17 protein-coding genes are annotated in these 18,770 nt (G+C 64.2%); 10 read left to right on the forward strand and 7 right to left on the reverse strand.

What is annotated here, in order from left to right:
- Positions 1 to 80: 80 nt before the first annotated feature.
- The 3 genes from HG262_RS14790 to HG262_RS14800 all read right to left on the reverse strand — a co-directional run bounded on the left by HG262_RS14790 (position 81) and on the right by HG262_RS14800 (position 3,826).
- Positions 81 to 1,655, reverse strand: coding sequence for an ABC transporter substrate-binding protein (locus tag HG262_RS14790; protein ID WP_169271739.1), 1,575 nt, complete (start codon positions 1,653 to 1,655; stop codon positions 81 to 83).
- A 186-nt stretch (positions 1,656 to 1,841) separates the two neighbouring features.
- Positions 1,842 to 3,086: a Zn-dependent hydrolase gene (locus HG262_RS14795; RefSeq protein WP_169271740.1), complete on the reverse strand. Its 1,245-nt coding sequence runs from the start codon at positions 3,084 to 3,086 to the stop codon at positions 1,842 to 1,844.
- Positions 3,083 to 3,826: a FadR/GntR family transcriptional regulator gene (locus HG262_RS14800; protein ID WP_169271741.1), complete on the reverse strand. Its 744-nt coding sequence runs from the start codon at positions 3,824 to 3,826 to the stop codon at positions 3,083 to 3,085. Before HG262_RS14800 ends, HG262_RS14795 begins: the two co-directional genes overlap by 4 nt.
- A gap of 301 nt (positions 3,827 to 4,127) precedes the next feature.
- On the opposite strand from HG262_RS14800, the gene HG262_RS14805 reads away from it, so the two are divergent.
- On the forward strand, positions 4,128 to 5,603 hold the full coding sequence (locus HG262_RS14805) for a glycosyltransferase family 39 protein (protein WP_169271742.1): 1,476 nt from the start codon (positions 4,128 to 4,130) through the stop codon (positions 5,601 to 5,603).
- A 9-nt stretch (positions 5,604 to 5,612) separates the two neighbouring features.
- Here the strand turns inward: HG262_RS14805 and HG262_RS14810 are convergent, their stop codons facing one another.
- Complete coding sequence (locus HG262_RS14810; protein ID WP_169271743.1) at positions 5,613 to 5,879, reverse strand: hypothetical protein; 267 nt, start codon at positions 5,877 to 5,879, stop codon at positions 5,613 to 5,615.
- Positions 5,880 to 6,005: 126 nt separating this feature from the next.
- Between HG262_RS14810 and hemN the strand changes: the two genes are divergently transcribed.
- On the forward strand, positions 6,006 to 7,436 hold the full coding sequence (hemN, locus tag HG262_RS14815; protein WP_211187348.1) for an oxygen-independent coproporphyrinogen III oxidase: 1,431 nt from the start codon (positions 6,006 to 6,008) through the stop codon (positions 7,434 to 7,436).
- A 35-nt stretch (positions 7,437 to 7,471) separates the two neighbouring features.
- Here the strand turns inward: hemN and HG262_RS14820 are convergent, their stop codons facing one another.
- The gene (locus HG262_RS14820; RefSeq protein ID WP_248293365.1) at positions 7,472 to 8,215 is read right to left on the reverse strand and encodes a response regulator transcription factor; all 744 of its coding nucleotides are present in this window, start codon (positions 8,213 to 8,215) and stop codon (positions 7,472 to 7,474) included.
- Positions 8,216 to 8,401: 186 nt separating this feature from the next.
- Here HG262_RS14820 and rfbD point away from each other — a divergent pair, with 186 nt between their 5' ends.
- The 7 genes from rfbD to ptsP all read left to right on the forward strand — a co-directional run bounded on the left by rfbD (position 8,402) and on the right by ptsP (position 15,932).
- The gene (rfbD, locus tag HG262_RS14825; protein WP_169271744.1) at positions 8,402 to 9,310 is read left to right on the forward strand and encodes a dTDP-4-dehydrorhamnose reductase; all 909 of its coding nucleotides are present in this window, start codon (positions 8,402 to 8,404) and stop codon (positions 9,308 to 9,310) included.
- Positions 9,311 to 9,654: 344 nt separating this feature from the next.
- A complete protein-coding gene (gene thrS, locus HG262_RS14830) occupies positions 9,655 to 11,607 on the forward strand; it encodes a threonine--tRNA ligase (RefSeq protein ID WP_169271745.1) in 1,953 nt (650 codons plus the stop codon).
- A gap of 20 nt (positions 11,608 to 11,627) precedes the next feature.
- Positions 11,628 to 12,182: a translation initiation factor IF-3 gene (infC, locus tag HG262_RS14835; protein ID WP_081534364.1), complete on the forward strand. Its 555-nt coding sequence runs from the start codon at positions 11,628 to 11,630 to the stop codon at positions 12,180 to 12,182.
- Between the two features lie 159 nt (positions 12,183 to 12,341).
- Positions 12,342 to 13,313, forward strand: coding sequence for a glutathione synthase (gene gshB / locus HG262_RS14840; RefSeq protein WP_169271746.1), 972 nt, complete (start codon positions 12,342 to 12,344; stop codon positions 13,311 to 13,313).
- 17 nt (positions 13,314 to 13,330) lie between these two features.
- Positions 13,331 to 13,732, forward strand: a complete 402-nt coding sequence (locus HG262_RS14845) for a PTS mannose transporter subunit IIA (protein WP_006226963.1) — start codon at positions 13,331 to 13,333, stop codon at positions 13,730 to 13,732.
- 117 nt (positions 13,733 to 13,849) lie between these two features.
- Positions 13,850 to 14,119: an HPr family phosphocarrier protein gene (locus tag HG262_RS14850; protein WP_006218730.1), complete on the forward strand. Its 270-nt coding sequence runs from the start codon at positions 13,850 to 13,852 to the stop codon at positions 14,117 to 14,119.
- A 55-nt stretch (positions 14,120 to 14,174) separates the two neighbouring features.
- Entirely contained in the window at positions 14,175 to 15,932 is a 1,758-nt protein-coding gene (gene ptsP / locus HG262_RS14855) for a phosphoenolpyruvate--protein phosphotransferase (RefSeq protein WP_169271804.1), read from the forward strand.
- Between the two features lie 111 nt (positions 15,933 to 16,043).
- Here the strand turns inward: ptsP and amt are convergent, their stop codons facing one another.
- Positions 16,044 to 17,282 (reverse strand): ammonium transporter, encoded by a 1,239-nt coding sequence (amt, locus tag HG262_RS14860; protein ID WP_006226960.1) that lies wholly within the window; start codon positions 17,280 to 17,282, stop codon positions 16,044 to 16,046.
- Between the two features lie 32 nt (positions 17,283 to 17,314).
- On the reverse strand, positions 17,315 to 17,653 hold the full coding sequence (locus HG262_RS14865) for a P-II family nitrogen regulator (RefSeq protein ID WP_006218735.1): 339 nt from the start codon (positions 17,651 to 17,653) through the stop codon (positions 17,315 to 17,317).
- 552 nt (positions 17,654 to 18,205) lie between these two features.
- Here HG262_RS14865 and HG262_RS14870 point away from each other — a divergent pair.
- Complete coding sequence (locus HG262_RS14870) at positions 18,206 to 18,631, forward strand: DUF5339 family protein (protein WP_169271747.1); 426 nt, start codon at positions 18,206 to 18,208, stop codon at positions 18,629 to 18,631.
- Positions 18,632 to 18,770 lie beyond the last annotated feature (139 nt).

Below are 18,770 nucleotides of genomic sequence, written 5' to 3' on the forward strand. Positions count from 1 at the left end.
GCGCGGTCTGCGTGGGCTACGTCCGTCGCGCGGGCGGGGATCCGCCGCCGCGGGGGCTCCGCGGCGGCGTCTTGCTGCGCTTACTTCTCGATGTACACGTCGTCGAACGACTCGTTCAGGCCGATGGCGGTCTTGACCAGGTTCTTCACGTTGCTGCGATACAAGGTCGGGAACTCCATGTCCACCAGGAAGCCGTTGGCGACTTCATTGACCAGCGTCGTCTGCAGCGAGGTGTAGAGCGCCTGGCGCTTGGCCGGATCGACTTCGGAGGCGGCGGCCTCCCACTGCTTGTCGGTCTCGGGGTTGCTGTAGCCCTGCACGTTGGCGAACGGCGACCCCTTGACGATGTTCGACGTGATGTACAGGCGCTGCACGCCCAGCGCGGGGTCGCCGTACTGGTAGGTGAAGGTCGTCGTCATGTCGAAATCCCAGTTGCCCGTGCGGCTGGCCCAGCCCCCCGCGTCCGTCGATTCCAGGTTGACCTTGAAGCCCAGTTGCTCCAGTGCCTGCTTGGTGTATTCGCCCAGGCGGTCCCAGGTGGACCCGTAGGGGAAGCTCAACTGGCGGATCGTGTAGTCCTCGGGCTTGATGCCCGATTCCTTGATCAGCGCGCGCGCCTTTTTCATGTCGAAGGGCATGGCCGGCATGTTCTTGTCATAGAACATTTCGGTGGTGACAAAGGGGCTGGTCGACACCTTGCCCAGGCCGAAAAAGATGTTGTTGACGACCATGTTGCGGTTCATCGCCGCCATGACCGCCTGGCGCACCTTCAGGTTGTCGAACGGCGGCTTGCGCATGTTGAAGATCAGGTAGGCCTGCGGCGAGAACATTTCCCAGCCCGCCGTGGTGTATTCCACCTTGGGCAAGGCGCGCAGGCGCTTGATGTCGACGTTGTCCACGTCGCCGCCGCGCAGCACGTCCACGCTGCCGCGCTCGAACGCCACGGCGCGCGAGGCCGCATCGGGGATCACGTTGAACACCAGTTCGTCCAGGTACGGCATGCCTGGCTTCCAGTATTCAGGGTTGCGCGTCAGCTTGATGTATTCGCCGCGCTTCCATTCCTTGAACATGAAGGGGCCCGTGCCCACCGGTTTCTGGTTGGCCGGGTTGGTCATGTAGTCGGTGCCGGCATAAAGATGCTTGGGCATCATCGGGGCAAAGCCGGGTTCGAACATCAGCATGAAGGCGGGAAAGGGCGTCTTCAGCTTGATGACGACGGTCTTGGCGTCGGGCGCCTGCACCGAATCGACGAATTTGTTCAGGATGACGCGGGCGCGCGCATGCGTCTTGGGCAGCATGTCCGCCAGCGAGAACACGACGTCTTCCGACGTGAACGGCTTGCCGTCATGCCATTTGACGTTGTCTTGCAGATGGAAGGTGTAGGTCAGGCCGTCGGCCGCGGCTTCCCACGATTTGGCCAGGCCCGGTTGCGGCTTCAGGTCGGTGGAGTAGGTCAGCAGGCTTTCATAGATCTTGCCCGCGACGAATTGCGTGGGACCCTGCTGGTTGATGGCCGTGACGATCACGGGCGGCTCCGGCTGAACGATCATGTTCAAGGTGCCGCCCTTGGTCTGGGCCAGGGCTTCTGTGGCGGGCAGCGCGGCCGCAAGGACCAATGCGCCGATGCTAAGGGAGAACCATTTCTTCGATTTCACTGCGAGCCTCCGGGCTGGAAAGGGACTGACAGGTGACCGCCGTCGCGCGGCGGATGCCGGGCATTAACAAGCAAACCTCATGCCACCTGCATTTCTCAGGGGTACTACGGGTGAAGCCGCTACAACCATGCTTCATACAGGTGCTGGGTAAGGCAGCCGCGCACCATTGCGGCGAAATCGGCGGTGCTAGCGCGCGGCGTTGGCGCGCGCCACCATGGCGTCTAGCAGCACGTTGCAGCCGGCTTCCAGGTGTTCGGGCTGCGCGTCCTCAATCTCGTTGTGGCTGATGCCGTCTTTGCAGGGCACGAAGATCATCGCCGTCGGGGCCACCGCGGCCATATAGACCGCGTCGTGCCCCGCACCGGTCACGATGTTCATGGCGGGCAGCCGGCGGCTGGCGGCGCCTTGGCGCACTTTGTCCACCAGGTCAGGGTCGAAGGGCGTGGGAAGGAAGGTCTGCACGTCTTTCACCTCGACCTGCACGCCGTGCGCGACGGCGATGTCGTCGCAGGCGCGGCGCCATGCCTGGTCCATGCGCGCCAGCGTCGCTTCGTCTTCGTGGCGCAGGTCTGCCGTGAACCGGACCTGACCCGGGATGACGTTGCGCGACCCCGGATAGGCGTGGATTTCGCCGACGGTACCGCGTCCGTGCGGCTGGTGCGCGTTCGCGATGTTGATCACGGCTTGCACCAGGAAGCTGGCGGCGAACAGCGCGTCGCGGCGAATCGCCATCGGCGTGGGCCCGGCGTGCATTTCCATGCCCGTCACCGTGATGTCGTACCACCGCAGGCCCAGCGAACCCGTCACCACGCCGATGGTCTTTTCTTCGTGCTCCAGGATCGGGCCCTGTTCGATATGTGCCTCGAAGTAGGCGTCGACGGGCCGTCCGCCAACGGGGTCAGCGCCTGCGTAGCCGATGGCCTGCAGTTCGTCGCGCACGGCAATGCCCTGCGCGTCGCGTGCCGACAGCGCCGTCTCCAGCGGGAACTTGCCCGCGAAAACGCCCGATCCCATCATGACGGGCACGAAGCGCGATCCTTCCTCGTTCGTCCAGATGGCCAATTCCAGCGGCGCCTCGGTCTGGATGCCCGCGTCGTTCAGCGTGCGCATGACTTCAAGCCCGGCCAGCACGCCGTAACAGCCGTCGAACTTGCCGCCCGTGGGCTGGGTGTCGATATGGCTGCCGGTCATGACGGGCGGCAGGTCGTTATCGCGGCCCGCGCGGCGCGCAAAGATATTGCCCACCTGATCCACCCGCACCGTCATGCCGGCGTCGCGCATCCAGCCCGTCACGAGGTCGCGGCCCTGGCCGTCCAAGGCGGTCAGCGCCAGTCGGCAATTGCCGCCCTTGGGCGTGGCGCCGATCTGCGCCAGATCCATCAGTGATTGCCACAGCCGCTTGCCGTTGATGGAAAGGGAAGACGATGTCATGGGTTGCCTCGAACGTCGGTGAATGAATCGAAGTCTTCGCGCAGGCGCGCCAGGATGCCCAGCAGGTGCGCATGCATGGCGTGCCGCGCCCGGATCGGATCCCGCGCCGCGATGGCGTTCAGGATGCGCTGATGCTCGGCATGGGCCGCGGCCCATGCCTGCGTGGTGACGAAGTAGTCCTGCATGCGGCTGTACAACGGGCTGGCCTGGCTGAGGTTCCACAGGTGCGCGACGGCCGATGCCAGCGCCGCGTTGCCGCAAGCGGTCGCGATGGCGCTATGGAACTCACGGTCGTGGCGGCCGGGGGAATCGGTCAGGGACATGTCGGCATGCGCGTCGCGGATGGCGGCGATCTGCGCGGGCGAAGCCTGGTGCGCGGCCAGCGCGGCGCATTCGGGTTCGATCAGCATGCGGGCTTCCAGCAGGTCGAAGGGGCCGAAGTCGTCGCGTTCGGCTGCGCCGTGCGGGGCCGCACTGACGGGCGGCGGAAACCCGGCGCCGTCGGGGGCGATGGTGACGAACACGCCCGAACCTACCCGCACTTCCACATAGCCTTCGATCTCCAGCGCGATCAAGGCTTCACGGATCGACGCCCGGCTGACCTGCAATTGCTCCGCCAATTCCCGCTCCGACGGCAGCCGGCCGCCGCGGGGGAAATCCCCCGCCCGGATACGGCCCGCGATTTGGTCGGCGATCATGCGGTACAGCCGGGTAGCAGCGACAGCCTGGAACGTGCTCATGGCGTGATTGCCAACTTTAATGGCCTGGTGGTCAGGCCGCCAATATAGGCATGCCGGTATTGAAATAGAAGGAAAATATCGAATATTCAGGGAAAACGATCAGAGGGATTTCACGTCTTCCTATCAAGTGGTCAGGCCAGTTAGGAACGCGTTTCCCCTCCTTTCGGCTTTACAGTTTTCGAACAATTGGCGAACAAAATCCCCGGGCTTGGCGCGCCCCGCAAACTGATAATTCTCCCGGCCCGGTGGCGGGCAGTCGAAGCGGTCCGCCGGATGGCGGCGCAGGGAGATGCGGGTGGGAATGGGGGTAACGCGGACGGCCCGGATAGAGGGGTGGAAGATTGGCGTGGGGCTGCTGGTGTTCGCCCTGTGCTGGCTGCTGCTGCTGGATCGCGGGGCGCTGGCGCCGCCCACCGACAATATCGAGCAACTGACCTGGGTGCGCAGCCTGGAATGGGGCTATTACAAGCATCCACCGCTGCCGACCTGGCTGCTATGGCCGGTGGTGCAGGTGCTGGGGTGGTCGGCGTGGGCAACGTATGTCGCGGGCGCGGCGTGCACGCTGGGCGCCTTCGCGCTGTTGTGGCGCTTGCTGCGCGAACTGCGCGGGCGCGTCTACGCCACGACCGCCTTGCTGGCCGGCCTGTGCGTCACCTTCTACAACGGCCGCTTGTACTTCTATAACCACGAGATCGTGCTGATCCCCCTGGTGGTGGGCTGCGCGGCGGCCTGCTGGAAGGCCTACACGACGCGTCGCATCGGCTGGTGGATCGCGCTGGGCGTCTGCCTGGGTTTGGGCGCCTTGGCCAAATACCAGGTTGCGGTGGCGGGCGTGGCGGTGTTCGTGTTCTGGCTGAGCCAGCGGGGCTGGCGCGACCCGATGCAGGTGTTTGGCTTGCAGGTGGCGGGGTTGGCCGCGCTGGCCGTGTTTTCGCCGCATCTGGTCTGGCTGGCAACCAACGATTTCGAGTCGCTCGGCTATGCCATGTCGTCGTCGCTGGCGGCCAGCCTGTCGTGGCCGGCCCGCGCGCAAGAGGTCGCGCGCTGGTGGGGCGACCAGTTCCTGAACCGGGCCATGCCCGCATGGGTGCTGCTGGGCGCGTCGTGGCTGTTGGCGCGGCGCCGGCAATCCCGGCGGGCCGTTCCTGTCGCACCGGCCGCGGCGCCAGGTGGCCCGGGGCGCGCGCTGCTGCTGGCGTTCGGCTTCACGCCGCTGGTCTTCGTCAGCACGATGACGCTGGCCACCGGTTCCCACATCCAGCTGCATTGGGGGACGCCGTTTCTGTTGTTCGCGGTGCCGGCCGTCATGGAGTTGCTGCGCGGCCGCGCAGGCTGGGGGCATGTCAGGCTGCGCGACGCGGTGGGGGGCTTCGTGCTGATCCAGTTGCTGCTGATGGCGCGCGTGGAACTGACCTCGCCCGCGGGGGCCGGCCTGTCGCGGCGGGCTGCAGACTGGCGGTATTTCGATTCACAGGCGTTGGCGCAGGCTTTGCATGCGCGCGCCAAGCAAACGTTGGGCGGACCGGTCCGCGTGATATCGGGGCCGCCGGCCGAAGCCGGGGCGCTGGCTTTGCGGCTGCCCGAGCAGCCCCTGGTGCTGATCGACGGGCAGCCGCGTTTCAGTCCTTGGGTGCCCGCCGGATTGGCGGCGGCCTGCGGTGCGCTGGAATTGCGCCTGAATGCGCGTCCCGAGGGCTTCGAGCCGGTCGGCGCTGATTTTCCCGGCCTGTACTGGCGGCTGTTGCCGCCCGGCGCCGCTTGCGGCGCGGACGGCTAGGCGAGAGGACTACTGTGCGTCGCCGTCCGGCTCCGGCGTCTGCGTGAAGGCGCGCACCAGCCGCGCGATGCCGTCCAGTTCGTCGTGTGCGCCCACCACCCATTCCGGCTTCTCGAACGGGCTGTCCGACGGCGCCTGGTCCATGTTGGCCTTCAGGTCGTTCAGCAGTTCCAGCGCCATATCGGTCGCTTGGGGGCTGCTGCGGGTGGAAAGGGCGATGGCGATCGCCAACGCCTGGCGCATGGCCAGCAATCGGCCTTCCAGTTCAGTGCCCATGAGGTGTGTCCTTGTTCTGCAACGTGAATGGACGCATTTTAGGGCCAGGCCGTGCGCGCCCGCGCTTGGTGCGAGGTTTGCGCAAAATCAAGGTGGGAGGGGCGCCACAGGCGAATAATCCAGGGTATGCAAGCCGCCCTACGCCCACTCATTTCAGAACCGCCGGCTCCTGCCGCCTCCGAGCCCTTTTTTCCGCCCCAGTTGCTGGCCAGGCTGGATAAGAACGGGCCGCGCTACACCTCGTATCCCACGGCCGACCGCTACCACGGCGGCTTCGGCGAACAGGATTACCGGCAGGCGCTGCAACAGCGGCGCGCCGTCACCCCGGACGAGCCCCTGTCGTTGTACGTGCATATCCCATTCTGCGATTCGGTCTGTTACTACTGCGCCTGTAACAAGGTGGTGACACGGCATCACGAGCGCGCCGCCCGTTATCTGGATGCGCTGGCGCAAGAAATCGCGCTGCATGTCCGGGAGCTGGGGGCGGGCGTTCCGGTGTCGCAACTGCATTTCGGCGGCGGCACGCCCACCTTCCTGTCCGACGACGAACTGACCCGCCTGATGCAAGACCTGCGGGCGAGTTTCCGGTTTGAACCGGAGGCGGAAATCTCGATCGAGGTCGATCCGCGCACCGCCACCCCGGCGCGCCTGGCCCACTTGCGCCAACTGGGCTTCAACCGGTTGAGTTTCGGGGTGCAGGATTTCGATCCCAAGGTCCAAGTGGCGGTACACCGGGTGCAGTCCTTCGACGACGTGCGCACGCTGATGCAAAGCGCCCGGGCGCTGGGCTATGACTCGGTCAACGTGGACCTGATCTACGGGCTGCCCTTGCAGACCACCGAATCGTTCACGCGCACGATCTCACAGGTGGTGATGCTGCGGCCCGACCGCATCGCGTTGTATGCCTACGCGCATTTGCCGGAACGTTTCAAGCCGCAGCGCCGCATCAACGACGCCGACTTGCCCGACCGCGCCACGCGCGTCGGCTTGCTCAGTTCGGCCATCGACGGCTTCCTGCAGCAGGGCTACACGTACATCGGGATGGACCATTTCGCGCTGAACACGGACGCGTTGGCCATCGCGAAGCAGCGGGGCGAGCTGCACCGGAACTTCCAGGGCTACAGCACGCAGCCCGACCGCGATCTGGTTGCGCTGGGCGTGTCGGCCATCGGCCGCATCGGCAACACCTATAGCCAGAACGCCAAGGGGCTGGACGCCTATTACGCGGCTATCGAGTCCGGGCAATTCGCGGTCGAGCGTGGCTTGGCGCTCAATGCCGACGACGTGGTGCGGCGCGAGGTCATCATGGACATCATGTGCCAGGGCCGCGTGGATTTCGCGCGTATCGAGGCACGCCATGGCTTGCGCTTCGGCGACTACTTCAGCCGCGAATTGCTGCAAATGGCGAACCTGGCCGAATTGGGCCTGGTGAACCTGCGCGCGGGCGAGGTCCAGGTGACCGGCCTGGGCTGGTACTTCGTGCGCGCCGTCGCCATGGCCTTCGACGGCTATCTGCGCAGCGTCAGCACCAGCGCCAGCTATTCCCGGATCATCTGACCGGCAGGGGAAAGGCGTGGGCGCCGATTTGCGCATCATTCGGCGAACTTCTCGCGCAGGTACAGCGCCAGCGACAGGTCATCGGCCAGTTGCAGCTTGCGCATGGCGCGGCGCTTGTGCGTGCTGACCGTCTTTTTGCTGCGCATGAGTCGGACCGCGATCTGCGTCACCGACAGCCCCTGGCTGATATGGCGCAGGATTTCGACTTCGGACGTGGTCAGGAGCGCTTGAGGGTGCGTGGGCAGCAGGGGGCGGACCTTGCCTTCCACCACCGACAGGAAGGGATCCCTGCCGTTCAGTACGCCGCGGATCATGTCCGGCAGCGAAGTCATTCCCCATTGTTTGGCCAGGTACCCGTTGGAGCCGGCCCGGAACGCGGCGTACTGCGTTTCGTAGAGGTTACCGGCCGAAAACGTGATGATCGCCAGGTTGGGGTGGTATCGGCGCAGGCGTCGCAGGTAGTTGACGCCGTCCCAGGGTTCCTGGGGCAGGTAGAAATCGATCAAGGCCACGTCACAGGGCGAATGGCTGAGTTTTTCCAACAGGGAACGCGCCGATGTCTCCCGGTGGACGACCCGGAAGCCCGGACGGCTTTCCAGATACGCGGCGACGCCCAGCGTCACGACGGGATGGTCGTCCAGAACGGCAACCCGGATCGTGGGGGGAGGGCGCGACAGCAGCAGATGCCGGCGTGCGCCAGGACGGTCATCGCTGTCGCCGCCGCGTGACGGAGACGAAAAGCATGACGCCACGGTCATAGGCGTTGAAACAGGTCTCATCGATGCCCCATAGGCCGGTAGAAGGGAACGCCGGTGGCGGTTTCATCCGGTTCAGGGCGAAATCCGAAGCACGCGTCGCGGTTGTCTGAAATTTGCGAAGGCAGATTACGTTTTCGTACGGTTGTTCGGACGGGAAAAGCGCCAAAATCAGACTGTTGCACCCTTGGCCTGATATAGAGCGTAAGCATGTCCACGAAGATCCTGGTGTTAGGGCGAGACGGTCAGTTGGGCTTTGAACTCAGGCGCAGCCTTGCGCCGCTGGGCAACGTGACGGCGGTGGGAAAAAGCGAGTGCGACCTGACCTATCCCCTGCAACTGGCTCGGCTGGTCCGCCGTGAAAAGCCCGACGTGATCGTGAATGCCGCCGCACTGACGTCGGTCGAGCGCGCCGAGGAAGACGTGGTGCGGGCCATGCGAATCAACGGCGAGGCGGCGGGCGAACTCGCCGCCCTGGCCGCAAGCCGCAGCGCGCTGATTGTCCATTACTCGTCAGATTACGTGTTCGATGGCGCCAAACCCGATCCCTACGTCGAATCCGACAGGCCGGCGCCATTGAACGCGTATGGGCGCAGCAAGCTCGCGGGCGAGCGCGCCGTCCGGGCCATGAACCCGGCGCACCTCGTGTTCCGCACGTCCTGGATCTATGGCGTCTTCGGCAGCAGCTTCCTGAGATCCGTGCTGATGGCGTTGCGGCAGCCCGAGCCGCTACGCGTCGTCAGCGACCAGCGTGGCGCGCCGACGGGCGCGGCGTTCATCGCCGACGTGACGGCGCTGGCGGTGGCGCGCTATCTGCACGGGGGAGCCGGGTTCCCGTTCGGGCTGTATCACCTGGCGGCTGCGGGCCATGCCTCGTGGCATGAATATGCCTGCTATGTGGCGGAGCAGGCCCGGATTGCGGGGCTGCCCATCACGCTGACGCCCGCGGACATCCAGCCGGTCCCGTCCAGCGAGTACCCCTCAACGGCGCGCAGGCCCTTGAACTCCTGCCTGGACACCGGTCTGCTCGAGCGGCAGTTCGGGATCCATGCGCCGCCTTGGCGGGACGGCGTCCGGCATGCGCTGGCTGCCATGGCGGGCAGCCGCAACTTGGCGTGACGGGATCGGTTTGTCTCGCTTACGCCACGGAAAGGGCGCAAATGGTGCTACAATCGGCAACGATAAACGCAATTGATCGATCCGTTGATCCCGATTGCGTCACTTTGCTCCGCGCCGCCTCGGGCGCGTACCAACAGGCTTAGAAACATGTTTTTCCCGCTGGCACGAACTACGACCCGGAACTTTCGCCCTATGTCGCGTTAGTTTTTCGTGCGTCGGGTTTCACCGTGTCAGGTCAGCGGTAGGACTCAGCAAGACAACCACTAGAACGCGGCTCTCAGGCCGCGTTTTTCGTTTCCGATTTTCGTTTTTTCCAGTTCCAAGAACCCCAGGAAGCACTCCCGATGGTACAGATCACATTGCCCGATGGTTCGCAGCGCCAATATCCGGGGCCGGTAACGGTCGCCGAAGTGGCGCAATCGATCGGTACGGGCCTGGCCAAGGCCGCCTTGGGCGGCCGCGTGACGGTTGAAGGCGCGGAATCCAAGCTGGTCGATACCAGCTTCCGCATCGAAGGCGACGCGCGCCTGGCGATCGTGACCGCCAAGGACGCCGACGGCCTCGACCTGATCCGCCACTCCACGGCCCACTTGCTGGCCTATGCCGTCAAGTCCCTGTTCCCTGACGCCCAGGTCACCATCGGCCCCGTGATCGACAACGGCTTCTACTACGATTTCTCGTACAAGCGCCCGTTCACCCCGGAAGATCTGGCCGCCATCGAAAAGAAGATGGCCGAACTGGCCAAGAAGGACGAAGTCGTCACGCGCGAAGAATGGTCGCGCGACGATGCCGTCGAGTTCTTCAAGGGCATCGGCGAAACGTACAAGGCCGAGATCATCGCTTCGATTCCCTCGAACGAGCCGCTCAGCCTGTATCGCGAAGGCGACTTCATCGATCTCTGCCGCGGCCCCCACGTGCCGTCCACGGGCAAGCTGAAGGTCTTCAAACTGATGAAGGTGGCCGGAGCCTACTGGCGCGGCGACAGCAAGAACGAGATGCTCCAGCGCATTTACGGCACGGCCTGGGCGACCAAGGAAGACCAGGAAGCGTACCTGCACATGCTGGAAGAGGCCGAACGCCGCGACCATCGCAAGATCGGCCGCGAACTCGATCTGTTCCACTTCCAGGACGAAGCGCCGGGCCTGATCTTCTGGCACCCCAAGGGCTGGGCCCTGTGGCAGCAGGTCGAGCAATACATGCGCGCCGTCTACAACAACAACGGCTACCAGGAAGTCAAAGCGCCGCAGATCCTGGACCTGTCGCTGTGGAAGAAGACGGGCCACTGGGACAACTACCGTGAAAACATGTTCACGACCGAGTCCGAGAACCGCGTCTACGGCCTGAAGCCGATGAACTGCCCGGGCCACGTGCAGATCTTCAATTCCGGCCTGCATTCCTACCGTGAACTGCCGCTGCGCTACGGCGAATTCGGCCAGTGCCACCGCAACGAACCCTCGGGCTCGCTGCATGGCATGATGCGCGTACGCGGCTTCACGCAGGACGACGGTCACATTTTCTGTACCGAAGAACAGCTCCAGGACGAATGCGCCGACTTCACGGCCCTGCTGCAGAAGGTTTACCGCGACTTCGGCTTCACCGAAGTGCTGTATAAGGTCGCTACGCGTCCTGAAAAGCGCATCGGCTCGGACGAAGTCTGGGATACGGCAGAACAGGCGCTGATGGAAAGCTTGCGCCGCACGGGCTGCGAATTCGAGATTTCGCCCGGAGAAGGCGCGTTTTACGGCCCGAAGGTGGAATACACCTTGAAGGACGCCATCGGCCGTCACTGGCAATGCGGTACGATTCAGGTCGACTTCTCCATGCCCGTGCGCCTGGGCGCCGAGTACGTGGACCAGAACGACCAGCGCCGTCCGCCGGTCATGCTGCACCGTGCCATCCTGGGTTCGCTCGAGCGTTTTATCGGCATGCTGATCGAAAACCATGCCGGCGCGATGCCTCCCTGGCTGGCTCCGGTGCAGGCTGTCGTATGCTGCATTTCCGAACCTTCGGCCGATTATGCGGCTGAAATCACACAAAGCCTGAAAAAACAAGGCTTTAGAGTAGAGTCCGATTTGCGTGGTGAAAAAATCACTCGTAAAATTCGTGAGCACAGCCTGCAAAAGGTGCCGTACATTCTTGTCGTCGGCGACAAGGAGAAGCAAAACGGCACCGTAGCCGTACGCGGTCTGGGCGGACTGGACCTTGGCGCCATCGCATACGACGAGTTCGTCGCGCGATTGTCCGAGGATGTGTCCACCCGTCGCGACGTCAATCAACCTGATAGCAGTGCTGCTTAACATTTCTAGGAGCTTTCAACATCGCCACTGAAAAAGCCAATCGCATCAACGGTGAAATCCGCGTCCCCGAGGTGCGCCTGATAGGTCTGGAAGGAGAACAGCTGGGCATCGTCAAGATCGCCGACGCGTTCCGTCTTTCCGAGCAAAGCGACGTGGATCTGGTGGAAATCGCGCCGAACGCCGAGCCGCCGGTCTGCCGTTTGATGGACTACGGTAAGTTCAAGTACCAAGAGCAGAAGCGCCAAGCCGAAGCTCGTTCCAAGCAGAAGGTCATTCAGGTCAAGGAAGTCAAATTCCGTCCGGCCACCGACGAGGGCGACTACCAGGTCAAGCTGCGCAACTTGCGCCGCTTCCTCGAAGAGGGCGACAAGGCCAAGGTGACGCTGCGTTTCCGTGGCCGCGAAATGGCTCACCAGGAACTCGGTATGCGGGTGCTTGAACGTGTGCGCGACGATCTGCTGGAACTTGCCCAGGTCGAAGCCATGCCGAAGCTCGAAGGCCGTCAGATGGTCATGGTGCTGGCACCGAAGAAAAAGGCAGTGCCCGCCGCGGGCAAGCCTGAATCGGCCGCCTGAGTTCCAGCCGCAGCCCTCTCAAGAGGGCTGGGCCGCTCCACTTCCGACCCGCCGTCCGTCCCGTGACCGGCGGGTTCGCTTATTGGGCGGCTCTGCGCTACGATGTCTTATAAAGCCGCCTTCCCTCCAGGGAAGGCGGCGTACGTTCGGGGTGTCGCGATGCATGTTTTGTTCGTTTTGGATCCCTTGCCGCTGCTAAAAGCGTACAAGGACAGTTCTGTCGCCATGATGCGTGCCCTGGTGGCGCGCGGCCATACGCTCAGCGTGGCCATGCAGGGCGACCTTTACATCGAGGCAGGCGTCGTCAAAGCCGTCACCACGCCGATCGCGCTGGTGGCGGACGCCGACCTGCACGGTCATGACTGGTGGACGGAGTCCGCCGCCCAGGATCTGCCTTTGGCAGATTTCGGCGCAGTCGTCATGCGCAAAGACCCGCCTTTCGACATGGAATACGTGTATTCCACGCATCTGCTTGAATACGCCGAAGCGCAGGGCGCCCGCGTTTTCAACAGCGGCGCAGCCATCCGCAACCACCCCGAAAAGCTGGCCATCACCGAAATCAGCGAGTTCACCGCGCCCACGCTGGTGACTCGCAACATGGCCCGGTTGAAGGCGTTCCACGACACGCACCACGACGTCATCGTGAAGCCGCTGGACGGCATGGGCGGCACGGGCGTATTTCGCCTGCAGCCCAAGGATCCCAACTTGAACGCCATTCTGGAAACGCTGACCGACAACGGCGCGCGCACCATCATGGCCCAACGCTACATCCCTGACATCGTCAAGGGCGACAAGCGCATTCTGCTGATCGGCGGCGTGCCGGTGCCGTATTCGCTGGCCCGCATTCCGCTGGCCGGCGAGACGCGGGGCAATCTGGCTGCCGGCGGCCGCGGCGTCGCGCAGGAGCTGTCCGCGCGCGACCGCGAAATCGCCGAAGCCGTGGCGCCCAAGCTTGCCGCCCGCGGGTTGCTGCTGGTCGGCCTGGATGTCATTGGCGACTACGTCACCGAAGTCAACGTCACCAGCCCCACCTGTTTCGTAGAGATTGCCGAACAGACCGGTTTCGATGTCGCAGGCATGTTCGTCCAGGCGCTTGAAAAAGCCGTGGCGACCACTGCCCGGGCGGCCTGATCTCTCTGGAATCCGTCATGACCACGGGTATTGTTATCGTCGTGCACGCGCCTTTGGGCGCGGCGATGCGCGAATGCGCCAGCCATGTCATGGGCAACCTGGACGGCATGCTGGCCATTCACGATATCCAGCCCGAAGACCGGCCGGACGACCTGGCGCCGGATGTCCTGAAAGACATTCTGGGGCAGGACCACGGCGCTGGCGTGCTGGTGCTGACGGACCTGATCGGCGCCACGCCCGCCAATATCTCCAAACGGGCTGTGGCCGACGCCCAGGCGCAGGGCATTCAATGCTGCGTGCTGGCGGGCCTGAACACGCCGATGCTGCTACGGGCACTGACCTACCGCAACTTGCCGCTGGCTGAAACCCGCGAGAAGGCCTTGGCCGGCGGGGTGCAGGGTGTCTTGCGAGTAGACTGACGGGCGGCAATTTGCCCTATTATGTCGGCGTGGCAATTCACGCCGAAAAGCAGTTGGCGGTTTGGCGTTTTGCTGTGATCAACACCGCGGCGTTCATCTGCGGTCATAATATTTCCTATGCCTACTAAAGACATCGTCATCAGCAATAAACTGGGTTTGCATGCGCGGGCGGCTGCCAAGCTGACGCAGCTTGCCAGTAAGTTCTCGAGCGAGATCTTCATCTCTCGCGGCGCGCAGCGCGTGAACGCCAAGAGCATCATGGGTGTCATGATGTTGGCGGCCGGGTTGGGCGTGACGGTCAAACTGGAGGCTTCGGGCGGCGACGCCGAGCAAGCCCTTTCCGAAATTGAAACTCTGTTCGACAGCAAATTCGGTGAGCAGGAATAGAACCCCCCCTGAATCCGCCGGCCTGAGCGCTGCCCGGGCCGGCTCGTCCTCGACCCTGGACCCCGCTTACGACGGATCTGGCGCTGCCAGCCCCGTCGTTTGTCTTTACGGCAAGGGGGTTGCCAAGGGATACGCCATCGGGCGGGCCGTCGTCATGGGCGCCGCCGCCCTGGAAGTGGCGCACTACCGGATATCTCCGGAAGACGTGCCTGCGGAAAGCGCCCGCCTGACCGACGCCCTGGACTCGGCGCAGCACGAGCTTCGGCAACTGGCCGACACCTTGCCGGCGGATGCGCCGCGCGAGCTGGGCGCCATGCTGAACGTACACAGCTTGCTGCTGGGCGATCCGCTGCTGGCCGAGCAGACGCTGGCCCTGATTGCCGAGCGCCATTACAACGCCGAATGGGCGCTGACCACGCAAGGCCAGATACTCGGCCAGCAGTTCGATGCCATGGAAGACGAGTACCTGCGCGAGCGCGGGGCTGACGTGCGCCAGGTGATCGAGCGCGTGCTGCATGTGCTGGCCGGCACCTCGGCCATCTTGCCCGACATGTCCCACATGGGCGGCGATGATGCGCTGGTCGTGGTGGCGCACGACATTTCGCCGGCCGACATGTTGCGTTTGCGCGGCGGCCGCTTTGCGGCGTTCGTGACCGACCTGGGCGGCCCGACTTCGCATACGGCCATCGTCGCCCGCAGCATGGGCGTGCCGGCTGTCGTCGCCATGGGCAACGTGCGCGAGCTTGTCCGCGACGGCGACATGCTGATCATCGATGGGGCCGCGGGCGCCGTGGTCGTCAATCCGTCGGATCGCATCCTTCAAGAGTACCGCCGCCGCCAGGCCGCGTATGCCGACGAACGGGCGGAGTTGGGCCTGTTGCGCGACGAACCCTCGGTCACGCTGGACGGCATTGATGTGGTGCTGCACGCGAATATCGAACTGCCTGAAGAGGCCGCGCTGGCGTTGGCCTCCGGCGCCGACGGCATCGGCCTGTTCCGCAGCGAGTTCCTCTTCATGGGGCGTCCGGACCTGCCCGGCGAAGAAGAGCAGTACGAAGCTTATTCGTCGGTCGTGCGGGTCATGGCAGGCCGTCCGGTCACGATCCGCACGTTGGATATCGGATCGGACAAGACGCTGGACGGCGAGGCCACCGTGGCGACCAACCCCGCGCTGGGCCAGCGGGCGATCCGCTATTGCCTGGCGCGTCCGGAAATGTTCGCGACGCAGCTGCGCGCCATCCTGCGGGCTTCGGCTCACGGGCCGGTTCGTCTGTTGATCCCGATGATCGCCCACATGCATGAAGTGGTGGCAACCAAGGCGGCGATCGAATCCGCCCGTCGCGAGCTTGATGCGCGCGGACAGGCGTACGCGCCGCACATGGAGGTCGGCGCCATGGTCGAGGTGCCCGCCATCGCCATCGCGATCGAGCCCTTCGTCCAGGCCCTGGACTTCCTGTCCATCGGCACCAACGACCTGATCCAGTACACCCTGGCGATCGACCGCGGCGACCATGACGTGGCGACGCTTTACGATCCGCTGCATCCCGCCGTGCTGCGCCTGGTGGCCAACACCATCAATGCGGGCGAGCGCGCGGGCAAGCCGGTGGCGGTCTGCGGTGAAATGGCCGGCGATTCCCGCATGACCCGGCTACTGCTGGGTTTGGGCCTGACCGAGTTCTCGATGCACCCGCAGCAGTTGCTGGACGTGAAGCGCGAGGTGCGCCGCGCGCATTCCAACGCCTTGCGGATCAAAGTGGCCACGGCGCTGAACCGCGCCTTGCCGGTGGATCTGGACGCGCTGGATCCGGCCTGAACCGAAACCGCGCGTCGGGGGCGCCAGGCGCGGTGGAATAGAAAAAGCCCGGACCGCAAGGTCCGGGCTTTTTTTCGTCCATCACCACCACATCGCTGTGGTTGGCCGTGATTAGCTGTGGTACGCCGATTCGCCGTGGCTCGTGACGTCCAGGCCTTCGCGCTCCTGGTCTTCCGGCACGCGCAGGCCGCACAGGGCGTTGGCGATCTTGTACGCGATCCAGGCCACCACGCCGGACCAGACGATGGTCAGCAGCACGCCTTCCAGCTGGACCCACAGTTGGTGGGCGATCATGCCGGGCTCGGCCAGGCCGGGGCCGCCGAGGATTTGCGCGTTGAACACGCCGGTCAACAGGGCGCCGACGATACCGCCCACGCCGTGCACGCCGAACACGTCCAGCGCATCATCGGCACGCAAGAGGCGCTTCAGGCCGTTCACGCCCCAGACGCAGACGATACCGGCGATCACGCCAATGACCAGCGCGCCCACCGGGCCCACCAGGCCGGCGGCAGGGGTGATGCCCACCAGGCCGGCGATTGCGCCCGACGCGGCGCCCAGCATCGAGGGCTTGCCCTTGACGGCCCATTCCGTGAACAGCCAGGCCAGGACGGCGCCAGCGGTGGCGATCATCGTGTTGAAGAAGGCCAGGGTGGCGTTCTCGTTGGCGGCCAGGGCCGAGCCCGCGTTGAACCCGAACCAGCCCACCCACAGCAGGGCGGCGCCCACGAAGGTCATCGGCAGGTTATGCGGCTGCATGGCTTCGCGGCCGTAGCCCACGCGCTTGCCCACCACATAGGCGCCCACCAGGCCGGCCACGCCGGCGTTGATGTGCACGACGGTGCCGCCGGCGAAGTCCAGCGCGCCCTTGGCGTTCAGCAGGCCCGGTGCCGTCTCGGAGGCGAACCACACCATGTGGGCGATCGGCACATAGGCGAACGTGAACCAGATCACCGTGAATACCAGTACCGCCGAGAAGCGGGCGCGTTCGGCGAAGCTGCCGACGATCAGCGCGCAGGTGATGCCGGCGAACGTGGCCTGGAACGACGCGAACAGCAGCTCGGTCAACGTGTTCGACATGGCGTACTTGCCGTCAGCCGGTGTGAACATGCCAGAGAAGAAGGCGCGCGACAGGCCGCCGAAGAAGGCGTTGCCCTCGGTGAAGGCAAGGGAATAGCCGTAGATGAACCAGAGGACCAGGCCCAGCACGAACGTGCACAGCACTTGCAGCAACACAGAGAGCACGTTCTTGCTGCGTACCAGGCCGCCATAGAACATCGCCAGACCGGGTACGGCCATCATCAATACAAGCAGGGTAGAGACGAGCAACCAGGAGATATCTGCTTTATCCATTTTCAGGCTCCAATGAGTCTTTCTTTATTTATTTACAGCGCAGCTTCGCCAGCTTCACCCGTTCGGATACGGATCACCTGTTCCAGGGGCGCGGCGAAGATCTTGCCGTCGCCGATCTTTCCGGTACGGGCGGCTTGTTCGATCGCTTCGATGACCTGATCGACAAGGTGGTCGGGCACCGCGGCTTCAACTCGCAGCTTGGGCAAAAAGTCGACGGCGTATTCGGCGCCGCGATACAGCTCGGTGTGACCCTTCTGGCGTCCAAACCCCTTGACTTCGGTAACAGTCAGACCCTGGACGCCGATTCCGGATAGAGCCACCCGCACTTCGTCGAGCTTGAAGGGCTTGATGATGGCGATGATGAGTTTCATGGCATTTCCTCTCATGGTTGCACGTTGGCCTCGTCTATCAAGCAAGTTCCATGCCATGTCGCCTGAACCCGGACAAGCGGGTGCCAGGCGCCTGAGTTGTGCCTGTTTGCACCAATGTAGTGCGCCATGCACCATCCGTCAGCCTCAATTTGGTGCGTAATGCAGGGATTCCACGGCTTGAAACGAAATATGTTTCAAGGCCGCCATTTGTTGCCAGTTGATGCTGGGGCTGTTGCGGTTTGTAGTGGATTTCCGCGCCAGCAGCCACGACGCCCGAACGGTCGCTTCGGCCCGCACAGCGTTACAGGCCGTGGCTGTCCGGCGGATCGGGTGACGATTCAACGCCTGGCCGGCTTGGAGTCGGGAGGGTCGAAAATGGGGATGTGCTTGATACCGGGGTTTACACGGATACGCTTGTTGCCGAGGGGGCACTGAAGAAGAATCAACAACAGCTTATGGCTTATCTCAAAAAGCCGGAGCGAATCGGACCGCTGGAGAGGTTCCGGTGCGGCGGTCCACCCAAATAAGAAGCAAGAACGGAAAGAGGACACCATGAAGATTCAACGCAAGATGATCGGCATTCTGGCGCTGGCCGCATCGGTCGGCGTGCTGGCCGGCTGCAACAAGAGCGACGAAAAAGCGGCGCCGCCAGCCGCTTCTACGACGCCGGCACCGGCCGCCACGCCGCCGGCGTCGACACCGCCAGCCGCGACGACACCTGCACCCACCGCAACCACGCCGCCGACCGCCAGCACCTCGCCTTCCGTGCCTGCGGAGTGCGAAGCGTATCTGGCCAAGGTCAACGCCTGCATGGACAAGCTGGGCAGCAGCAACCCGGCGGCGGCCAGCATCAAGCAGCAACTGGAGTCGGCCAAGTCCCAATGGGCGGCGATTCCCGACAAGACCCAATTGGCGGCGCAGTGCAAGCAATCGTCGGACCTGTTCGCGCAATCGGCAACCCAGATGGGCTGCCCGTAACGATGTTGGTAGGGGGTTGCCGCCATGGCAGCCCGGTTTTCTCCTGTGCTTTGATGGGCGGTCACCGCATGCGGCCCGCCCTCTTTTTTTGCCCATTCGTCCTGCAGTGCGGGGCCCGAAGCACTACACTTGAGGCATC

It is taken from the genome of Achromobacter sp. Bel, from assembly GCF_012928505.1.
Classification (GTDB): Bacteria; Pseudomonadota; Gammaproteobacteria; order Burkholderiales; family Burkholderiaceae_B; genus Achromobacter.

What these genes read in the sequence shown, in the direction of transcription:
- HG262_RS14845 (WP_006226963.1), top strand. Translation starts at nt 13,331, where the DNA reads ATGACCACGGGTATTGTTATCGTCGTGCACGCGCCTTTGGGCGCGGCG.
- HG262_RS14820 (WP_248293365.1), bottom strand. Translation starts at nt 8,215, where the DNA reads ATGAGACCTGTTTCAACGCCTATGACCGTGGCGTCATGCTTTTCGTCT.
- rfbD (WP_169271744.1), top strand. Translation starts at nt 8,402, where the DNA reads ATGTCCACGAAGATCCTGGTGTTAGGGCGAGACGGTCAGTTGGGCTTT.
- hemN (WP_211187348.1), top strand. Translation starts at nt 6,006, where the DNA reads ATGCAAGCCGCCCTACGCCCACTCATTTCAGAACCGCCGGCTCCTGCC.
- HG262_RS14805 (WP_169271742.1), top strand. Translation starts at nt 4,128, where the DNA reads ATGGGGGTAACGCGGACGGCCCGGATAGAGGGGTGGAAGATTGGCGTG.
- HG262_RS14810 (WP_169271743.1), bottom strand. Translation starts at nt 5,879, where the DNA reads ATGGGCACTGAACTGGAAGGCCGATTGCTGGCCATGCGCCAGGCGTTG.
- HG262_RS14795 (WP_169271740.1), bottom strand. Translation starts at nt 3,086, where the DNA reads ATGACATCGTCTTCCCTTTCCATCAACGGCAAGCGGCTGTGGCAATCA.
- thrS (WP_169271745.1), top strand. Translation starts at nt 9,655, where the DNA reads ATGGTACAGATCACATTGCCCGATGGTTCGCAGCGCCAATATCCGGGG.
- HG262_RS14865 (WP_006218735.1), bottom strand. Translation starts at nt 17,653, where the DNA reads ATGAAACTCATCATCGCCATCATCAAGCCCTTCAAGCTCGACGAAGTG.
- HG262_RS14870 (WP_169271747.1), top strand. Translation starts at nt 18,206, where the DNA reads ATGAAGATTCAACGCAAGATGATCGGCATTCTGGCGCTGGCCGCATCG.
- gshB (WP_169271746.1), top strand. Translation starts at nt 12,342, where the DNA reads ATGCATGTTTTGTTCGTTTTGGATCCCTTGCCGCTGCTAAAAGCGTAC.
- amt (WP_006226960.1), bottom strand. Translation starts at nt 17,282, where the DNA reads ATGGATAAAGCAGATATCTCCTGGTTGCTCGTCTCTACCCTGCTTGTA.
- HG262_RS14850 (WP_006218730.1), top strand. Translation starts at nt 13,850, where the DNA reads ATGCCTACTAAAGACATCGTCATCAGCAATAAACTGGGTTTGCATGCG.
- HG262_RS14800 (WP_169271741.1), bottom strand. Translation starts at nt 3,826, where the DNA reads ATGAGCACGTTCCAGGCTGTCGCTGCTACCCGGCTGTACCGCATGATC.